The sequence below is a fragment of the Corynebacterium argentoratense DSM 44202 genome (assembly GCF_000590555.1).
Taxonomy (GTDB): domain Bacteria; phylum Actinomycetota; class Actinomycetes; order Mycobacteriales; family Mycobacteriaceae; genus Corynebacterium; species Corynebacterium argentoratense.
The window spans coordinates 886,748-905,252 of record NC_022198.1 but is presented as its reverse complement, the minus strand read 5'-3'; the positions used below and the strand labels follow the sequence as shown (position 1 = coordinate 905,252).

18 protein-coding genes, 1 tRNA gene and 1 pseudogene are annotated in these 18,505 nt (G+C 58.6%); 2 read left to right on the top strand and 18 right to left on the bottom strand.

Annotated features, from left to right (window positions below):
- Positions 1–16: 16 nt before the first annotated feature.
- Positions 17–802 (top strand): annotated as a pseudogene (locus CARG_RS04420) (alpha/beta hydrolase family protein); the annotation flags it as partial.
- A gap of 83 nt (positions 803–885) precedes the next feature.
- Positions 886–959, top strand: a tRNA-Pro gene (locus CARG_RS04415).
- Between the two features lie 52 nt (positions 960–1,011).
- Here CARG_RS04415 and CARG_RS04410 read toward each other — a convergent pair.
- The 18 genes from CARG_RS04410 to CARG_RS04330 all read right to left on the bottom strand — a co-directional run bounded on the left by CARG_RS04410 (position 1,012) and on the right by CARG_RS04330 (position 18,498).
- Positions 1,012–1,209, bottom strand: coding sequence for a hypothetical protein (locus CARG_RS04410; RefSeq protein WP_144198550.1), 198 nt, complete (start codon positions 1,207–1,209; stop codon positions 1,012–1,014).
- Positions 1,210–1,320: 111 nt separating this feature from the next.
- Positions 1,321–3,465, bottom strand: a complete 2,145-nt coding sequence (gene der, locus CARG_RS04405) for a bifunctional cytidylate kinase/GTPase Der (protein WP_081761704.1) — start codon at positions 3,463–3,465, stop codon at positions 1,321–1,323.
- 11 nt (positions 3,466–3,476) lie between these two features.
- Complete coding sequence (locus CARG_RS04400) at positions 3,477–4,346, bottom strand: pseudouridine synthase (RefSeq protein WP_020976198.1); 870 nt, start codon at positions 4,344–4,346, stop codon at positions 3,477–3,479.
- Positions 4,347–4,411: 65 nt separating this feature from the next.
- The gene (gene bioD / locus CARG_RS04395) at positions 4,412–5,098 is read right to left on the bottom strand and encodes a dethiobiotin synthase (RefSeq protein WP_020976197.1); all 687 of its coding nucleotides are present in this window, start codon (positions 5,096–5,098) and stop codon (positions 4,412–4,414) included.
- Positions 5,099–5,100: 2 nt separating this feature from the next.
- Positions 5,101–6,426, bottom strand: a complete 1,326-nt coding sequence (locus CARG_RS04390) for an adenosylmethionine--8-amino-7-oxononanoate transaminase (RefSeq protein WP_020976196.1) — start codon at positions 6,424–6,426, stop codon at positions 5,101–5,103.
- 2 nt (positions 6,427–6,428) lie between these two features.
- Complete coding sequence (gene scpB / locus CARG_RS04385) at positions 6,429–7,010, bottom strand: SMC-Scp complex subunit ScpB (RefSeq protein WP_020976195.1); 582 nt, start codon at positions 7,008–7,010, stop codon at positions 6,429–6,431.
- 15 nt (positions 7,011–7,025) lie between these two features.
- Positions 7,026–7,946: a sulfurtransferase gene (locus tag CARG_RS04380; RefSeq protein ID WP_020976194.1), complete on the bottom strand. Its 921-nt coding sequence runs from the start codon at positions 7,944–7,946 to the stop codon at positions 7,026–7,028.
- 45 nt (positions 7,947–7,991) lie between these two features.
- Positions 7,992–8,843: a segregation and condensation protein A gene (locus CARG_RS04375; protein ID WP_020976193.1), complete on the bottom strand. Its 852-nt coding sequence runs from the start codon at positions 8,841–8,843 to the stop codon at positions 7,992–7,994.
- Positions 8,840–9,706, bottom strand: a complete 867-nt coding sequence (locus tag CARG_RS04370; RefSeq protein WP_041747411.1) for a ParA family protein — start codon at positions 9,704–9,706, stop codon at positions 8,840–8,842. Before CARG_RS04370 ends, CARG_RS04375 begins: the two co-directional genes overlap by 4 nt.
- Before the next feature lie 76 nt (positions 9,707–9,782).
- Positions 9,783–10,712 carry a site-specific tyrosine recombinase XerD gene (locus tag CARG_RS04365; protein WP_020976191.1) on the bottom strand — a complete coding sequence of 310 codons (930 nt, stop codon included), beginning with the start codon at positions 10,710–10,712 and terminating at the stop codon, positions 9,783–9,785.
- Positions 10,699–11,388, bottom strand: a complete 690-nt coding sequence (locus tag CARG_RS04360; RefSeq protein WP_020976190.1) for an NUDIX domain-containing protein — start codon at positions 11,386–11,388, stop codon at positions 10,699–10,701. The genes CARG_RS04365 and CARG_RS04360 overlap by 14 nt, the downstream gene beginning before the upstream one ends.
- Positions 11,389–11,593: 205 nt before the next feature.
- Positions 11,594–12,562, bottom strand: a complete 969-nt coding sequence (locus CARG_RS04355) for a copper transporter (protein WP_020976189.1) — start codon at positions 12,560–12,562, stop codon at positions 11,594–11,596.
- A 15-nt stretch (positions 12,563–12,577) separates the two neighbouring features.
- A complete protein-coding gene (gene steA / locus CARG_RS04350) occupies positions 12,578–13,786 on the bottom strand; it encodes a putative cytokinetic ring protein SteA (RefSeq protein ID WP_144198661.1) in 1,209 nt (402 codons plus the stop codon).
- Between the two features lie 38 nt (positions 13,787–13,824).
- The gene (gene recN / locus CARG_RS04345; RefSeq protein WP_041747409.1) at positions 13,825–15,537 is read right to left on the bottom strand and encodes a DNA repair protein RecN; all 1,713 of its coding nucleotides are present in this window, start codon (positions 15,535–15,537) and stop codon (positions 13,825–13,827) included.
- Between the two features lie 23 nt (positions 15,538–15,560).
- Complete coding sequence (locus tag CARG_RS04340) at positions 15,561–16,478, bottom strand: NAD kinase (RefSeq protein WP_020976186.1); 918 nt, start codon at positions 16,476–16,478, stop codon at positions 15,561–15,563.
- Between the two features lies 1 nt (position 16,479).
- Positions 16,480–17,292, bottom strand: a complete 813-nt coding sequence (locus tag CARG_RS04335; protein WP_020976185.1) for a TlyA family RNA methyltransferase — start codon at positions 17,290–17,292, stop codon at positions 16,480–16,482.
- Entirely contained in the window at positions 17,276–17,437 is a 162-nt protein-coding gene (locus tag CARG_RS10230) for a hypothetical protein (RefSeq protein ID WP_020976184.1), read from the bottom strand. Before CARG_RS10230 ends, CARG_RS04335 begins: the two co-directional genes overlap by 17 nt.
- A complete protein-coding gene (locus tag CARG_RS04330) occupies positions 17,428–18,498 on the bottom strand; it encodes an HAD hydrolase-like protein (RefSeq protein ID WP_020976183.1) in 1,071 nt (356 codons plus the stop codon). The genes CARG_RS10230 and CARG_RS04330 overlap by 10 nt, the downstream gene beginning before the upstream one ends.
- Positions 18,499–18,505 lie beyond the last annotated feature (7 nt).

Here is an 18,505-nt window from a genome sequence, read left to right as displayed (position 1 = left end):
GCTTTAGTCTGGAGGAATGCGATCGACGAGTGTAAAACTCCCCAGCAGCACCGGACTGACCATGGCTGCCACTATCGACTATCCAGACGGCACAAGCATCGAACCCAAAGACAGCGAGCAGCATCCCAAGCTGTGGGCCATTTTCTCCCACTGCTTCACAGGTAGCCGCTTCACGCCAGCCGCCGCCCGCGTATGCAAATACTTAGCGGCACAGGGCATCGCCTGCCTCCGCTTCGACTACCCAGGCCTAGGCCAATCGGAAGGCGACTTCGAAAAGACAAGTTTCAGTGAAAATGTCGCCGACCTCAAAGCTGTCAGCGATTGGATTGCCGAAAACTACCACGTTCGCCCCCAACTGCTCATCGGCCACTCCCTGGGCGGCGCTGCGGCCCTCAAAGCCGCGCCCACTCTGCCCGGCCTGAAAGCAGTGGCAACCATTGGTGCGCCTTTCGACCCCGCGCATGCGGTGTTGCACTTCGCCGACAAAATCAGCGAAGTCGACGAAAACGGCGCAGTCACGGTCACCCTCGGTGGACGAGACATCGTTATTTCCCGGCACTATCTCGAAGATCTCGCAGAGATCAACCCGGAAGCCTACCTGCATAAGGTCAAAGTTCCGCTAATGATTCTGCACTCACCGATTGACCAAACCGTCGGCATTGATAACGCCCAGAATATCTTCTTAAGCACTAGGTACCCCAAGTCCTTGGTCGCACTCGATCGGACTGATCACCTGTGCACGCGGACCGGCACTGCGCAGTACGCAGCCAGCGTCATTCACACCTGGGCACTGCGTTACATCGAGTCTTAAAAAGATCAACTGACCTGCCGATTAGCTTTTTAGACCACAGTCATGTAATCTATCCCAGTCGCACAAAGCGATGGCGGACTGTGGCGCAGCTTGGTAGCGCACTTGACTGGGGGTCAAGGGGTCGCAGGTTCAAATCCTGTCAGTCCGACAAAAATTCCCCGTGCACCTTCAAAAGGTTTGCACGGGGTTTTTCTTTATCTTCACGCAGCTAGCGCGTGGGCATCGCATTGTTCATGATCCAGATTGATATAAGGATCGTAGAATTCATCGACGCGTCGACGAAGATCGGTGGCTGCGTCAACCCAACCATCACAGTAGGCGGACGCGCTGCCACGAAGCATCGCCTGGCGGCTGCGGGCAAAGGTTTCGGTGACATAGCAAGCAGTGTGCATATTCATGCCATTGACGCTAAGCCCGGCAACTGTGAAAGCCCTGTGAAAATACACAGGGCTTCCTAGATCATTTCTGCGCACATTCTGCTGAGGGACTCAGGGGGCGTGCGCGGCGCACTATTTCCGCTTGCGCTTTTCCCTCACACGCACCGCAATGCGCACCGGGGAGCCTTCGAAACCAAAGGTCTCGCGGAACTTACGCTCCAAGTACCTGCGGTAGCCAGCCTCGAGGAAGCCCGTGGTGAACAGCACGATCACAGGAGGGCGCGTAGACGCCTGGGTAACGAACAGGACACGTGGCAGTCGGCCACCACGCATCGGCGGAGGGTTCTGCGCGATCACCTGACGCAGCCAGTTGTTGAGCTGCCCCGTCGTGACACGCTGATCCCAGCTCTCCAAAGCTTCGATCATGGCAGGTTCAAGCCGCTGCAGTGCTCGGCCAGTCTTAGCGGAAATGTTGATCCGCCGAGCCCAGCTAATGTGGGCGAGCTGCAAATCGATTTCTCGATCGAGCAGTTCGCGGCGATCCTCGTCCATGAGGTCCCATTTGTTAAAAGCAATGACCAGTGCTTTGCCCGCTTCAATAACCATGTTGAGCACGCGCTGATCTTGCTCACTGACCGGCTCTGACGCGTCGAGAAGGAACACGCACACTTCCGCAGCGTCAATAGCAGCACGGGTCCGCAGTGAAGCATAGAACTCGTGGCCTTGTGCATTTTTGACCTTGCGGCGCAAACCGGCGGTGTCGACGAACTTCCACAATTTTTGATCAAGCTGCACCAAGGAGTCGACTGGGTCGACGGTAGTGCCGGCAACATTGTCAACGACGGAGCGTTCCTCGCCGGTGATCTTGTTCAGCAGCGAGGACTTGCCCACGTTCGGCTTGCCCACCAGTGCGACCCTGCGCGGCCCCTCGGTAATGGACTTGTTGCGGGGTTCCTCAGGGAAACTAGCGAGCACCTGATCAAGGACGTCAGCGCCGCCACGGCCGTGCTGCGCGGATACTGGCCAGGGCTCCCCCAAGCCGAGTGACCAAAACTCAGCCACATCACCGTACTGCGAATCGGAGTCGAATTTGTTGGCGACGACGATAACCGGCACCTCGGCACGCTGCAATTTACGAGCCATCACTTCATCGGTTTCGGTCACGCCCACCTTGGTGTCAACAACGAAGACGATGACGTCGGCGGTATCCATGGCGACTTCAGCTTGACGTGCGATAGCCGCGTGAATGCCCTTGGCGTCAGGATCCCAGCCGCCAGTGTCCTGTACCCAGTAGCGGTGCCCACCCCAATCGGCTAGGTAAGAAATCCTGTCGCGGGTCACCCCGGGGAAGTCCTCGACGACGGCTTCACGCCGTCCAAGGAAGCGGTTCACCAGGGTGGATTTGCCAACGTTGGGCCGTCCGACGATCGCGACAGTCGGCAACGCTTCCTCTATAGGATCGTCAGCTTCGATACCGAAGTTGGCTTCCAGAGCGCGCCACTGATCCTCACTCAAGTCTTCGCTTGCGAGGAGGGAGCTTGAATCTTCACCATCGAAGGCAAGCGCGACGTCGTCGTCGAAATCAGCGTCGTCCATGCTTGGGTCAGAATCGACCGCGGCGTCAATAATCAAGTCGATGACTTCATCCAGCGTCATCTCGGAGGTATCGACAATGTGAGCATCCTCCGCCGGAATCAATGGGGAGGTTGCGCGGGTGGAATCCAGATGGTCGCGTCGTTCAACATCGGCGAGAACATCCTCAAAAATGACGTCGCGTCCAGCTGCGGTGTCCTGGTCGAAACGGCGGCGTGCGCGGACTTCTGCGCTTGCTGTCAAGAACAGCTTCAGCGGAGCGTCGGCGAGCACCACCGTTCCGATGTCGCGTCCCTCAACGACGCAGCGGTGGGCGCCATCTGCAAGGTCGCGTTGAAGTTGAACGAGGTTGTTGCGCACTTCGGGAATTGCCGCAACGGCGGACACATGAGCGGTGACTTCCGGCCCACGGATCTCGTCCTGGACGTCTTCCCCACCGAGCAATACTTCGGTAGAACGCGGGTCGTCGTTGACGCTGAGCGGCAGGTTTTTAGTCGCTTCGATTACTGCCTCGACGTCGGAGGGGTCGATCCCCGATCGCAGCACGTGGAGGGTGGCGACGCGGTACATGGCGCCGGTATCGAGGTAGTGGGCATCGAGTGCTTCAGCTACGGCGCGGCAGGCGCTTGATTTTCCTGTCCCTGAGGGACCGTCTACTGCAATGATCAGCCCATCGCCTGGCATGTTGGAGATACTCACATTCCCACCGCCTTGTACAGAGAGGTTAGTTCGGCATTGTTCAGGGCACGCAGTGCACCCGGGGTTTGTTCGCCCAATTGAACGGTATGGATCTTGGTTCGAACCAGACGTTCAACGGGGTAGCCGGCTTCTTTGAGCATGCGGCGCACGATGTGCTTGCGCCCCTCGTGCAATTCGACGCGCACAATGGACTTGCCTTGGTGTACGTCGACGATCTGGACGTAGTCGGCCTTAGCCGGTCCGTCGTCTAGCTCGACGCCGTTTTTGAGCGCCCTGACCAGTTTGCGGTCAGCCTCGCCCACGACGGTCGCCAGATAGGTTTTCGCTACCTCGTACTTCGGGTGCATCAGTCGGTTGGCGAGTTCACCGTCGTTGGTGAGCAGCAGGAGGCCTTCGGTTGCGGCGTCAAGGCGTCCGACGTGGAAGAGCCTTTGGCCTGCGTCTACTTTTTCCCCGACGATGTCGCCGACGCAGGGTCGCCCCATGTCGTCGCTCATGGTGCATTGGACGCCGCGGGGCTTGTTGAGAACAAAGTACTGCAGGTCGTTGTCGATGCGTACGCGTACGCCATCGACGCGCACGATGGACTTGTCGGGGTCAATGCGCATGCCTTGTTCGGTGACGATCTTGCCGTCAACTTCTACGCGGCCGGCATCGATGAGTTTTTCCGACATGCGGCGGGAGGCCACGCCTGCTTTTGCCAGTACTTTTTGCAGGCGGATGCCCTCGGCATTATTGCCGCCCAGGGTGTAATCGAAGGGTGTGTGTTCGCCACGTGGGTGTTGGTGGCGTGCGGGTTTCGCTTTGGAAACGTAGATCTTATCGATCTTGTCCGGTGTGCCGTCTCGGCGAGCGGGTGGGGTCACTTATGTGTCCTTACTGTATTGGGTGTGCGCCGGCCGAAGGTGGCGCGACGCTATGTACCGCTAGCTTATCCCAGCTGGAGCAGTGGTGCCACATTGACGTCGCAGTTGCCTTGAGCGCCCTTTGGGTAGCAGCCCAGCAGCGGCACGCCGGCAACGACGGGGAATTCTTCCAGGTTTAATGACGTCGCGATCTCCGGGTCGGCAGGCACGCTTCCGCCGAGTAGGCCAAGCACGGTGATTCCTCTGCGTTGTGCGGCTTCGACAGTAAGCTCGGCGAGGTTGAGCGATCCGAGGCCGGTAGAGGTGACGATGAGCATGGGTGCACCAAGGTCACGCGCGAGATCGGCGATGGTCCAGTTGTCGGCAATGCGAACCAACAGCCCGCCTGCGCCTTCGACCAGAACGATGTCGTACTCAGTGTCCAGGGCTCGAAGTTTGTCGGCGGTAGCGGCAAGGTCCAACTGCTCCATGCCTGCGCGGCGAGCAGCAAGGTTGGGTGCTAGGGGCTCTGGGTAGCGGGCGTATTCGAAGAATTCCACTTGCTGTTGAGCAAGTGCTTGAGCTAACGCGGGATCGTTCGCCAAGACCTCGCGAACGGTAGCCAGGTCCCCCCTGCCCACCGGTTCACCGGTTTGGGCAGGTTTAACCACAGCCACACGCTTGCCCTCACCTAGTAGTTGGCGGGTTAGTTGCGCTGTGGCGAAAGTTTTTCCCACATCAGTGTTTGTGCCGGTAATAACGACAATGGCCATGACTAATCCTTAGATTGTTGGGAGGTGGCGTCAACCGCCGCGCCGATTGCGGTGGTGATGCGCTGGACTTCTTCCTCGGTGCACACAAACGGCGGCATGGTGTAGATCAGCTTCCCGAAAGGCCGCAACCACACTCCCAGCGCAGTTGCTGCGTCTGTAGCCTCACGCATCGCGACGTCATTGCGCAATTCGACGACGCCGATCGCACCGCGAACGCGCACATCTGCAACCGCTGGATGCGCGGCCAAAGGATCCAGGCCGCTGCGCAGCCATGCCTCGATGTTGTGCACCGGCTCAACCCAATACTCGCTGGCAGCCAACTCCACAGCGGCACTAGCCACAGCACAGGCCAAGGGGTTACCCATGAACGTTGGCCCATGCATGAGGGCACCGCCGCCCTCTGGGGCCTGAATAGACTGCGCAACATTGTCCGTAGTCAACGTGGCTGCCAGCGACATGAACCCACCTGTGAGAGCTTTGCCCACGCACAAAATATCCGGGTTGATGCCGTTATCCAGGGTGCAGAACATCTGCCCGGTGCGGCCGAACGCGGTGGCAATCTCATCGGCGATCAGCAGCAGACCGTGCCTGCGGCAGATGCGCTCGACCCCTTGCACCACCGCTGGATCGTGGAAGCGCATGCCCCCGGCACCCTGCACTACCGGTTCGATGATGACAGCCGCGACTGAAGAATCAACCAGAGACTCAAACGTCTCAAGGTAGTCCGCTATATCTTCCGGGCTGCTACCCAGCACAGGTGGAGGTGGCGCGAACTTCTGCTGGCTCAACGTGCCCACCCACAGTGAGTGCATGCCACCGTCAGGATCACACACGCTCATCGGGCCGAACGTATCCCCGTGATAGCCAGAGCGCCAGGTCAACAGCTTTTTTCTTTCAGGGTGGCCTTGCCCGCGCTGATATTGCAGCGCCATCTTAATAGCCACTTCCACGGACACGGAGCCCGAGTCAGAAAAGAACACCTTAGACAAGCCATCCGCAGCGCCATTGCTGTGCGAAGAAGTGAGATCCAGGAGCTGGTTGGCTAGGCGAGTCGCCGGTTTGTGTGTGAGCCCGCCGAACATCACGTGGCTCATGCTGTCAATCTGTTCGTGAGCCGCTTGCTTGAGAGCGGGGTGGCCATGCCCATGGCAGGCCGCCCACCAGGAGCTCATCCCATCGATCAGGGTGCGCCCATCGGCCGTATGCAGGTACACCCCGGATGTGGAATCAACAACTATGGGGTCCATGGGGGCCGGGGTTGGAGCATATGGGTGCCACACGTGTGCCTGGTCATCAGCAACAACCTGGCTGGGGGTACGCAAGTCCATTTCTAGTATTCCTCCTCAATGGACTCCACGTCGGGCAAGAGCGGCGCCAAATCAGGCAGCTGATCCAGCGACTCTATCCCTAGCTGCTCCAGCAACATCTCTGTGGTGGCATACAGGTGCGCGCCGGTGGAAGCATCCACATCTACTTCTTTAATCAAACCGCGTAGCTGCAGGGTACGCATCACACCGTCAACGTTGACGCCGCGCACAGCAGAGACCTGCGAACGGGTCACTGGCTGGCGATAGGCGACCACCGCCAGTGTTTCCAGTGCTGCTCGGGACAAGCGAGTATGGTTGCCATCCAAAATGAAGGCCTCAACCACATCGGCATATTCTGGCCGGGTGTACAGCCGCCACCCTTCAGCAGTTTCCCGCAGATCGAAGCCGCTACCCTGCTGCGTGAACTCAGCTGACATCTCCGTCAACACCGTGGCGATAGTCGCGGCGTCATCATCCAGCACCCTAGCCAACTGTTCGACTGTCACAGGAGCATCCGTTACCAGTAGGACCGACTCAATGTAGGGGCGCAGAGCCTGCACCCCGCTGCGCGGCGCCTGTTGTTCAGAGGGCTCAGAGTCTTTCACACCCTCCGAGTCTACTTAGGCGATCGGCTTGCCATACGCGGGGTCACCCCATTGGCTCCAGGATCCATCAAACACCGAGGCATTGGAGCATCCGGCGACGGTTGCACCCAGAGCATCGACGCAGGCTGTCACACCCGAGCCGCAACTAAAAATGATGGGCTGTTGGGTCCAATCGGCAGCGTCGGGGCCGGTGGTGTTCTCGGCTTCGATGGCCGAGCGGAAGATCTCCGCTACCTCTTCTTGAGGCTTCATCCTTCCACCCCGGAACAGCTCTGTGAAGGGCACGTTCACGCTACCCGGAATGTGCCCAGATACAAGGTGAGGCCGGGGTTCGCTGTCCACACCGGCAAAGCGCCCTTGGGAACGGGCATCAACCACAACCCCATTGCGGGCCAAAGCCTGCTCTACTGCTCGGTCCCCCACGATCAGATGCGGCCGCGCCGTAACAGACGACAGATCCCCCGCGACGTCATCATCCCCAGGGGCGGGCAGATCACGCAGAGCAACCCACGACACCACGCCATGCTCGGGCAGGTGACGCGTGCCGCCATCTAGCACTGCAATGTTGTCCAAACCAGCGGCACGACCCAACCACCACACGCGAGCACTCGTGACAACGCCTTGAGTGTCATAACAGATCACGGCCGTGTCGGGCCCCACCCCGCAACGCTCAAACACACGCTGCACATCTGCCGGCTGAGTGTGAGGAAGCGGATCCTCTGGATCAGAAAAATCCCCCTCCAGATCGGCATGAATAGACCCGGCAATAGCCTCAGCATCAAGATTGTTACCCGCCATGCTCGCGCACAACAAGGCCACAGCGCGGGTGCCATCGGGCAATCGAGCATCGAGAATCGATTCATCCGACAACAACTCAAGCAGCCATTCGGGAGATACCAAAGGCGAAGGGACTGTGATCTGCTGCATATCAACCATGTGTGCCACTCTACCGCACACAGGCCAAGGCTGCCGGCGCCCCAACTACTCCCAATTAGAAGCCGCAACCACCGCAGGATCAACGTCAATGCCGGTCCAAGCCACGTTCAACTGTCCCAACTGTTCTGGCTGATCGACGCTGACCGCCTGGGCTTTATACAACTCAAGCAGCGCCAAAAAACGTCCAACGACCTCCATCGACACGGAACAATCCGAGGTCAACCGCTCGAACGAAGCCCACGTATCCGCCCCCAGCATCTTCAAGATGGTTAACACTTTGCCAGCCTGCTCAGGCACCGACACCGCGACCTGATGAATATGATCCGTGCCCACCAGCTCCGGCGGCTTCGGCCGGAAGACGGTCGCCGCTAACTCAGCAAAACCCGATGCATCAAGGCCCAGGTGAACCGGAGGCAATGCGGAGGCGAAACGCTCCTCCAAACTGACCGCGCGCGGATAACGCCGCGGGGCGTCACGCTGCCAGTCTCTGAACAAGTCCGCAACCTGTTTGTAGGCTTTGTACTGCAGCAACTTAGCAAACAATAGATCCCGCGCTTCGAGAAGCTCTAGATCCTCTTCGCTATCAACCTCACCTCGAGGAAGCAATCGAGCCGTTTTTAAATCCAGCAGTGTCGCGGCGATGAGCACAAACTCAGTAATTTCATCCAGGGAGGCAACCGCACCCAATGCGCGGGTGTAGTTGATGAACTCATCGGTAACCTTCGACAGCGCCACCTCGGTGATGTCGAGCTTTTTGGCGCCGATCAACTGCAGTAGCAGGTCAAAAGGGCCCGAAAAGTTGGTCAGCGACAGGGTGAAGCCCGGGATTTCCTGCTGGGGTTCATCCGGGCTAATCGGCGGTAGAACCACCGGCACGTCGGGGCGCTGCTGACTCACACCGTACGCTCAATCACCTCGCGGGCGAGGTTACGGTACTGCTGAGCCCCCTGGGAGGACGGCGCCCATGTGATGATGGGCTCCCCGGCAACGGAGGTTTCGGGGAATCTGACGGTGCGGGTGATGACGGTGTCGAAGACTTGCTCGCCGAAGACCTCAACAACCCTGGACATAACTTCGCGGGCGTGGCTTGTGCGGCGGTCAAACATCGTCACCAAAATGCCGACGATTTCGAGATTAAAGTTCAGCCGATCGCGTACTTTTTCCACGGTGTCGGTCAGCAGAGCCAACCCTCGCAGCGAGAAGTATTCACATTCCATCGGAATGATGACACCCTGGGAACAGGTCAACGCGTTAACAGTCAGCAGACCTAGAGACGGCTGGCAGTCCAAAATGATGAAGTCATAATCGCGCATGACTGGCCGCAGGGCGCGGGCAAGCGCTTGCTCACGACCGACCTCATTGACCAGCTGGATTTCCGCGGCGGACAGGTCGATGTTGGCGGGCACGAGATCCAGACCAGACACGGAAGTGTGGTGGATGGCGTTGTGGATCGAGGTTTCATTGTCCACCAGGAGGTTATATACAGTCAGGTCGAGTTCCTCATGAGGAACCCCCAACCCGGCCGACAAGGCACCCTGAGGATCAAGGTCAACGAGGAGGACTTTGCGTCCGACCTCCGCCAGGCATGCACCAAGGTTGATTGTGGACGTTGTCTTTCCGACGCCGCCTTTTTGGTTACACATAGACAAAATAACGGCTGGGCCGTGGCTGTCGATAGCAGGGGGTTCCGGAATGTCCCGGAGCGGCCGTCCGGTGAGCCCGTAGACAGCCTTTGGCTTGTCGAAGAGTCCCTCAGACACACTAGCCACAGTCAACCCTCATTCCTTGATTTACCGTGCGGATTGCACCCTGTAAACACTAACCCTTCCAAGAGTATCACCGCGCACGCGGATGAGAGGTCTTCCACACGGCACGCAAGCTATCAGCCGTCACGTGGGTGTAAATCTGCGTTGTCGCGACTGAGGCGTGCCCCAATAATTCCTGAACAACACGCACGTCAGCACCCCCCTCCAACAGATGCGTCGCAAAAGAATGTCGCAAACTGTGGGGCGAAACCTCTTTATCAATCCCCGCAGCCTCCACCCAGCGCTGGATGACGGCCCACGCACTTTGACGCGACAACCTCCCACCCCGTGCATTCAAAAACAAGGCTGGAGACTTGCCCCTAGCTAGTTGGTCACGCCCCGCTACACTATAACTCTGCACAGCCTCCACCGCCTTAGTGCCAATCGGCACCACACGCTGTTTATCCCCCTTACCGTGAAGCAACACGATATCCGCACTGCCGTCAATAACCCCCGCGACGTCATCAACATTCAAAGCAACAATTTCGCTGATGCGCGCACCAGTACCGTAGAGCATCTCTAACAATGCAGCGTCGCGAAGATCCGCAGGCGTCGCCGCTGGCCCCACCGGGATCGCATCAATCAAGCGCGCTACCTCGGCGATCGACAACGTGTCTGGCAAATGCTGCGGCAGCTTCGCCGGCGATACAGCGCGCGCCACGTCCACGTCAACGTCGCCCTCCTTGAGCGCGAAACCATGAATGCTGCGCACAACAACCAACGCCCGATTGGCCGTCGCCACGGACTTGCCCTGCTGCCGCAAGAACTTCACATACTCCTCAACATCAGTTTCGGACACGTCGGCAAGACACGTGCGCCCAACGGTGCGCAAAAAATCAACATAGCGGGCAGAATCACGCCTGTAACTGTCCATGGTGTTGCGAGACAGTCCGCGCTCAATAGCCTGGTGCGTCAACCACCGCCCGATTTGCTCCGCGAGGCCGTCACTAGCCCTCGCCATGTGGATCCTCAGCCGGAATCTTCTTCATGTCGGCGTCGAAGCCTTCCGCGTGCCGACGCGCCGCCAACGCGGTAGGCCGCAAAACAAACGGGGTGCTGACGTCGCGCAGCTGAACGTCAGCGCGAGCGTTCACCGCCTGCCAGGCCGCCAGCAAACCTAAGCTGGCGAAGGCATTATCTACCCGCCCATCAAAGACCGCCTGGACTGCTTCGCGCAGCGGCATGGTCACGATCTCCAGGTCCGCTTCTTCGTCGTGAGCTTCCGGCCGACCGACAAAGTGCACACCCCGGGCCAAGAAAATCCGCACGGCTTCGTCGGAAAAACCAGGCGACGCTGCGGCATCGAGCAGTAGGTCCCAAGTGTCAGCCTTAAGCCCAGCTTCTTCATAAAGTTCCCGCTGCGCACACACCCAAGGATCTTCACCATAGATATCCAGAAGCCCCGCCGGCAGCTCCAGCAAACGACGCCCCACGGCCGTTCGGAATTGGCGAATAAGCACCACAGAGGGGTCGTGCAGATCACCGTCTAAAGCCACCACAGCCACAGCACCAAAATGCTCAACAACCTCGCGGGATACTATCCGCCCCTGCGGCATCGACACTCGATCCCGACGCACCGCGATAATCGGCGCATCGATAAGTAGCTCGCTGTCCAGGCACTCAAAGTCGTGGCTCATGGTTTCCAAGACTAGTCGTGCTGTTTAACGGCAGCCGCAATGAGCCCTTTACCGAGGGAGAATGCCACTCCCCCTGTGACGAAAATGAATTTTGTTGACCTTTTGCCCCGTTGATTAACCACGGACCGTCAGCCCAACACTGCCAAAGGCCCGCCACCTAACGCCGCAGCGTGGGACGAGCCTTCAAACACAACAGCGGGAAGTTTTAGGGGCCAGCGGCCTCTGCAGATTCAGCAGCACCGTAGGCGCCGAACTTTCCAAGAAGCTGGTCGCGGGCGGACAAAATAACACCAATTTGCCCGTAGACCATATTGACGCTGTCAATAGTGGACACACCTCGGATTGCACCCTGCGCCGATCCACTATCACGCTCCTGAGCAGTGCGGACGACATCAATAGCACCACCATCAGCAGCCGTATTGATCCGCCCCGCCAACACCACTCCAGACCCGCGCTCGTTCATCCCCAAGGCCAAGCGACCCAAATTGGTTTCAGCATAAGGAGAAATCACATCAGAATTGTCCTCATGCTGCTGCTCACCGGTGATAATGATCGCAACACGAGCAGCGTCCTTGGCACCCTCAATGTTCATAAAGCCCGCCTGCTGCAATGCATTAAGAAGCAGCGCACGCTCCTGCTCATCCGCCATGGGCTTGCCCTCAGCATCGGTCAGCAACGCTGCACCAAGTGCCTCACCAGCGTGCGTACCAGGGTCGAGATTATCAACGCTCAACTGCGCCCCAGCCGGCAACGTATTGGCCACAATGGACTTCAAAGCTTCAGCAGAATCCTGTTGGAAGAACTTCTCCGTCAAACCAATACGTCCCACCACAGACGCACCAGACGCCTGCAGCAAGGTATCAACCGACGCGACGTCATCAGCATCCGCATCATCGGTCGTCATCACGACAACCGGAATATCCTTCAGTGCGTCAGCCACAAACTTCGTACTGGAAGCCTCGATATAACTATCCGCAGTCGAGGCCTGAGCCTTGGCAATGCGGGCCTCCTGCTCGGACTGCTCCAACGCAACCACAGCGTCGTGACTTTCCTGCAAAGCCCCGCCCGGCAAATTCGGTGAGAGCACGAAAGTACCGAAAGCGGTACCCACCGCCACACCACATGCCGCGGCAGCAACAAGCCCCGAGCGCGACGTCCTTGACTTTTTAGCCATCTGCAACAGCTCTTCCTACTTGCCAAACATACTGCGGAACCAACCCTGTACAGACAGGGCCACGTTATTCCACGTATCAATCAAATTATCAACGAAACTACCGTCACCCGCTGTACCAGCAATAAGGATTATCACCGCCAGAGCAACAATGATCCCCAATGCCGCCCACAACCAGCTGACAGTCGCCGGCGTACGCACCGAATACAAATGGGCCACGGTGCGAGCATCGACCAACTTGCCGCCCACCTTCATCCGGGACAACAACGCTGAAGGGGTCGCCTCCAGGTCGCCGCGCAACATGGCATCCAAATCCACCGGGGCACCGCAGCTAACAATCATGTCGGCCCCATGGTACTGCGCCAGAAGCAGAGCCAGGTCAGTTGCGGAATCACTAGCGGCCGGGAACGTTACCGCACCAATACCAAGGTCCTGGATGCGTTCCAAGCCCTCAGCGTGCCCGTCAGGGGCTGCGGGCAACACCACCCGCGCACCGCTACGCAACGCCTCGGAGCCGATACCCGAAGGATTACCCACGATCAGATCAGGGGTCACACCGTGCTCCACCACCGTGTCTGCCGCCGAATCTACCGCGATGATCACCGGCTCATACTCGCGGATGAAGTACTTGAGCCCCTTGAGCTCCTCCTCATGGCCGGCCCCCGGGCTCACAATGATGACTTTCTTGCCATCAATATCCACCGTCGTGTCCGGAATACCCAGGCCATCGATCAACAGCGGCGATTCAGAATGAATGAACTGGATGGTATTACCAAAGAAGGCTTCCATGTGGTCGATCAGCGACTGCTGGGCATCGTCGAAACTCGCCACAGCATCAGCAACAGTCAACACGGTGCCGCCGGCGATGAGCTTCTCGCCGTAGAACAATTGGCCGTCGTCGGTTAAGCGAGCCTTTTTGCCATCCTTGAACTGCGACCACAGCTCGCTTCCCGCGGCGTCAACAAGAGTAATTCCAGCATCCAGCAACAGTTGCGGCCCCACATTAGGCACGCGCCCACTGCTAAATGACGCCGTGTTCACCACCGCCGCAGGACGTGCAGCGACCAGGGTCTCGGCGAAAGCTCGACTGATATCCGGGGCGTTGACTACCGCGATCTCACCCTCGCTTAGCTTTTTCAAACCCTTAGCGTGGGGGCTGCATTCACGGGCAGTGGCATGGAGGCCCGGCAAATCGGAGTTGCGGGAAAACAGACTCATGTACGCAATTGTGGTCCGCCCCATCCAACAAACGGCGGAGGCGCGCCCTAACCCGCCCGCATTTCCGCGCACTCCTGCTGCGCGCGGTCCAACAATTCCTCTGCGTGCGCGCGCCCAGTCTCGGTATCCGCCAGGCCGGCAAGCATACGAGATAGCTCCTCGATCCGCCGTTCGCGGGAGAGCTCCTCCACACCCGAGGTGACAGTGTCATCCCCCACATGCTTCGACACATGCAAATGCATATCCGCATAGGCCGCCACCTGCGGCAAGTGCGTCACCACAATCACCTGGTTGTTTTTCGCCAGCTGCGCCAACCTACGGCCAATTTCCACCGCAGCGACACCTCCTACACCTGCATCGACCTCATCGAAAACCAAAGTTGCGCCTCGAGTGTCCGCACCTTGGAAAAGCTCCAGGGCCAGCATCACTCGTGACAATTCACCACCCGACGCCGAAGATGCAAGCGGTCGCGCCTCAGCCCCCGGCATAGACGCCAAACGAAACTCGACCTCATCAATTCCATGGGGCCCAAGCTCCACCGTCGACACAGCAACCTCGAAACGAGACTTGCCCATGGCCAAACCCGCAAGCTCGGCAGTCACCTGCTTCGACAAACGCGCAGCGACCCCCTGACGGGCTTTGCTCAGCTGCTTAGCCAAGGCCAGCGCTTCTTTATGCGCGCTTTGGACCTCCTTTTCCAGCTTGTCCAAGGCATCACTAGACACATCAATCTTTTCCAACCGTTGAGCAGCCTTTGCGCGCCACGCCACCACGCCTTCGCAATCCGGGGCGTACTTACGCGTCAAAGACTTAATCTCGCCCTGACGCTGCAATAATCGATCCAGTTCGGATGGGTCACTCGGCAAGCCCGACAAAAAACTCCCCAAGGCCACGCTGATATCACCCAACTGCGAAGTAATATCCGACAGTTGCTCCGACAATTGCGCGAGCTCAGGGTCATCACCAGCCAACGCCGCAGCTGCCTGGCCCAATAAATCAGACGCCGGAGAAGAATCATCAAACCCGCCACCGTCTGCGCCATCAATGGCATGCAGAGCAGTCACGGCCTGCTCACGCACCGTATCGACGTCCTGAAGCCTGCGAATAAGCTCCACCAGTTCCGCGTCTTCCCCAGACGCCGGCGCCACAGCGTCAATTTCATCAATCGCGAAACGCAAACGATCGATCTCCTGCGCTAATTCCCGCCGCTTCAACGTCCGTTCCTGAAGATCTTTCGCCAAACGACGGTATTCCGACCACGCCGCCTCATAGCGGTTGAAAACATCCCCCACCTGTGCATCTACCGCAGCGCGCTGCTGGTCCGCAGCAAGCAGCCGCAACTGGTCATTCTGGCCATGGACGGTGATCAGCTGCTCCGAAAATTCCTTCAACGCAGCCGCAGGAACACTCCGTCCGCCCAAATGGGCCTTTGAACGCCCCGCAGAGGTCACCGTCCGAAGAGCAATAAACTCCCCATTGTCATCCGCAACGCCACCGGCCCCCTCAACCACAGCCTCTGCCCGGCCGCGCGCAGCGTCGCCCAACCCCGAGGTCGAAAACCTCCCCTCAACAACCGCACGATCCGCCCCGCTACGCACCCTCGAAGCATCCGCTCGACTGCCGCACAACAAACGCAAACTGGAGACCACCATTGTCTTACCAGCACCGGTCTCACCAGTGACAACACTTAAGCCCGACGAAAACTCGGCAGTCGCATGCGAGATCACGCCAAGATTATCAATGGTGATTTCAGTGAGCATGGGCACGATTGTACCCATGCGTCTTATTCTGGACCGCGCCAACCTGTCACAGGCAACCGGAACTTAGTCACCAGACGGTCAGTAAACGGTGTATGGTCCAAACGAACCCACCGCACGGGGCGCTTCCCACGGCACACCTCGATGCGAGAACCAGGTGGCATATCCGCCGTGCGGAAACCATCCATAATCGCAATCGCCGCACTCGCATCAGACAAAGACTCAACAGCCACCTGACTGTGGGGGCTCACGATCAGCGGCTTAGCAAACAAAGCATGCGCGTTATTCGGGACAACCACCATGGCATCAAGCTCAGGCCACACCACAGGACCACCAGCAGAAAAAGCGTAAGCGGTAGAGCCTGTAGGCGTAGACACCAACACACCATCGCAACCAAACGAGCTCACAGGGCGGGCATCCACCTCCAAAATCGCATCCAACACACCACGACGATTCGTGTTTTCCACCGACACCTCGTTCAACGCCCACCCAGTCGACAACACACGACGATTCTCGTCCCTGACCACAACATCAAGGGTCATACGATCCTCAATATCGTAATCACCAGCAATCACCCGCAAAATTGCCTCATCAAGGCTGTCGCTTTCCCACTCCGCCAAAAAACCAACATGACCCAAGTTGATTCCAAGAACAGGCAAATCCGCCTGATGCGCAAGATCAGCGCCCCTCAAAAAAGTACCGTCACCCCCCAACACCAACACCAACTCGACCCCATCAGTAGCACTAGGTTCATGCTCGACCCGCTGAAAACGCGACAACACTGGATCCTGCTCCAACACCCCCGGATGCCCAGAATCCAACACTCGAACCGCAATCCCCGCGGCGTCAAGAAGAACAGCAGCCTTGCCCGCAGACTCTAAATTCGCGCGGCGCCCAGTGTGCGCAACCAGCAACACAGCACGCTCAGCTTGTCCAACACTCATCCTATTGCGGGCCTTCCTCAATCGCAGTCGCGACCTGGCGCTCAATCTGCGCCACATCGACCTGCACACTACCAGAGACCTTGCGCAACCACAGGAAAAACTCAACATTCCCGCTAGGCCCAGGAACAGCCGACGCGACAACACCACGACACTCAAAACCCAAAGACACAGCGCAACGCACCACATCCATCACCGCCTCATGCCGCAACGCAGGATCACGAACAACCCCACCCGCCCCAACGCGATCCTTGCCCACCTCGAACTGAGGCTTCACCATCGGCAACGCATCAGCCCCCACCTCCAAACACTCAGCAATCGCAGGCAGCACCAAACGCAAACTGATAAACGACACATCCCCCACCATCGCATCACACACCCCACCGCACAGCTCCGGGGTAATACCCCGCAAATTAGTGCCCTCCAAATTAAGCACCCGAGGATCCCCCACCAATCGAGGAATCAACTGGTCATGCCCAACATCAACAGCAACCACCTCACGCGCGCCCTTAGACAACACGACATCTGTAAAACCCCCCGTCGACGCACCAGCATCCAACACCCTACGGCCACGCACACTCAAACCCTGAGGCTCAAAAACCTCGAAAGCCGACAACAACTTGAACGCCCCCCGAGACGCCCACACATCCTCCTGCCCCTCAACACAAACGTCAGCGCCCGACAACACCTTCACAGAAGGCTTACGCACCACCAAACCATCAACACGCACACGCCCCTCAAGAACCGCACTACGCGCAGCCTCACGCGAACGACACAACCCACGTTCCACCAACACAACATCAACCCTGCGCATCATAACGCTCCCCCTGCAAAGCCGCACTCAACACAGCATGCGCCTGATCTAGGTCGCCAGCCTCAACGCAAGCATCAAACTGCTCACGCACCACCACCGGGTCAACCAACGCAGCCCGCGGATCCCGCGGAAGCGGAACTACCACCATGCCTCCAACGCACGCGCACTGGCATCATCAGCCGGGCGAACTTCCACACTCGTAGCAGCAGAACTCTCCCACAACACCGCCAACACCGTACGCAGCGCACACAACTGCGGCGAAACATTCACAGCAGAACCAACCTGAGCCTCAGGAACCGACGCAGCCCACACTCCCGCGGCGTCAGCATCAAAAGACAACTCAACAACCCGATGCCCCGAAGCATCCTGCGCAACCACAGCAGCAGAAAAACCACCCTGCTGCCCCACCGACAACACACCCGCAGAACACCCAAGCGCACTCATATCCGCACCAACATACACCGGCCGCTGCTCCGCAGAAGCAGCACACAAATCATAAAAACCACTCACCCCCGTCAACACATGCAACGACGGAATACCAGCAGCCACCGCACCCGCAATATCCGTATCCAAACGATCCCCCACCGCCAACGGTGCCGAAGCCCCCACCCGCCGCACACCACTATGAAACATCGCCGCAGCAGGCTTACCCGCACTATCCGGAACAACCCCCGTCGCATGCGTCACCGCCGCAACCATCGAACCATTCCCCACCATCAAACCGCGCTCCATCGGCAACGTCGAATCCACATTAGACGCCACATACACAGCACCAGCCCGAATAGCCAAAGCAGCCTCAGACAACTCAGCCCAACCCGTCGCCGGATTATGCCCGTGCAACACAGCAGCAGGCTCAGCATCCGCCGAATCCACCACATCAAAACCCGCAGAACGAGCAATATCCTTAAAAGAATCAGAACCCAAAACAAGCACCCGCGAACCAGCAGGAATTCGAGACGCCACCAACTCCACAGCAGCCTCAGCAGACGTAATGACGTCGCGTGAATCAGCCCCCAATCCAATCCCACGCAACATCTCCGCCACCACCCCCGGAGCACGAGAAGCATTATTCGTCACATACAGCGCCGCAACCCCCGAACCCACAATCGCCTCAACTGCACCCAGAATAGCACGACCCCCCTCCCACACCGTGCCATCCAAATCCAACAACAACGCATCATGAGCATCCGAAAGAGCAGCAGCACTCATACAAACA

Excerpts from the sequence above, each read along its gene's own strand:
- CARG_RS04410 (WP_144198550.1), bottom strand. The coding sequence starts at position 1,209 with ATGAATATGCACACTGCTTGCTATGTCACCGAAACCTTTGCCCGCAGC.
- der (WP_081761704.1), bottom strand. The coding sequence starts at position 3,465 with ATGCCAGGCGATGGGCTGATCATTGCAGTAGACGGTCCCTCAGGGACA.
- bioD (WP_020976197.1), bottom strand. The coding sequence starts at position 5,098 with ATGGCCATTGTCGTTATTACCGGCACAAACACTGATGTGGGAAAAACT.
- CARG_RS04390 (WP_020976196.1), bottom strand. The coding sequence starts at position 6,426 with ATGGACTTGCGTACCCCCAGCCAGGTTGTTGCTGATGACCAGGCACAC.
- CARG_RS04380 (WP_020976194.1), bottom strand. The coding sequence starts at position 7,946 with ATGGTTGATATGCAGCAGATCACAGTCCCTTCGCCTTTGGTATCTCCC.
- CARG_RS04365 (WP_020976191.1), bottom strand. The coding sequence starts at position 10,712 with ATGGCGAGGGCTAGTGACGGCCTCGCGGAGCAAATCGGGCGGTGGTTG.
- CARG_RS04360 (WP_020976190.1), bottom strand. The coding sequence starts at position 11,388 with ATGAGCCACGACTTTGAGTGCCTGGACAGCGAGCTACTTATCGATGCG.
- CARG_RS04355 (WP_020976189.1), bottom strand. The coding sequence starts at position 12,562 with ATGGCTAAAAAGTCAAGGACGTCGCGCTCGGGGCTTGTTGCTGCCGCG.
- recN (WP_041747409.1), bottom strand. The coding sequence starts at position 15,537 with ATGCTCACTGAAATCACCATTGATAATCTTGGCGTGATCTCGCATGCG.
- CARG_RS04340 (WP_020976186.1), bottom strand. The coding sequence starts at position 16,478 with ATGAGTGTTGGACAAGCTGAGCGTGCTGTGTTGCTGGTTGCGCACACT.
- CARG_RS04335 (WP_020976185.1), bottom strand. The coding sequence starts at position 17,292 with ATGATGCGCAGGGTTGATGTTGTGTTGGTGGAACGTGGGTTGTGTCGT.
- CARG_RS10230 (WP_020976184.1), bottom strand. The coding sequence starts at position 17,437 with ATGGTGGTAGTTCCGCTTCCGCGGGATCCGCGGGCTGCGTTGGTTGAC.
- CARG_RS04330 (WP_020976183.1), bottom strand. The coding sequence starts at position 18,498 with ATGAGTGCTGCTGCTCTTTCGGATGCTCATGATGCGTTGTTGTTGGAT.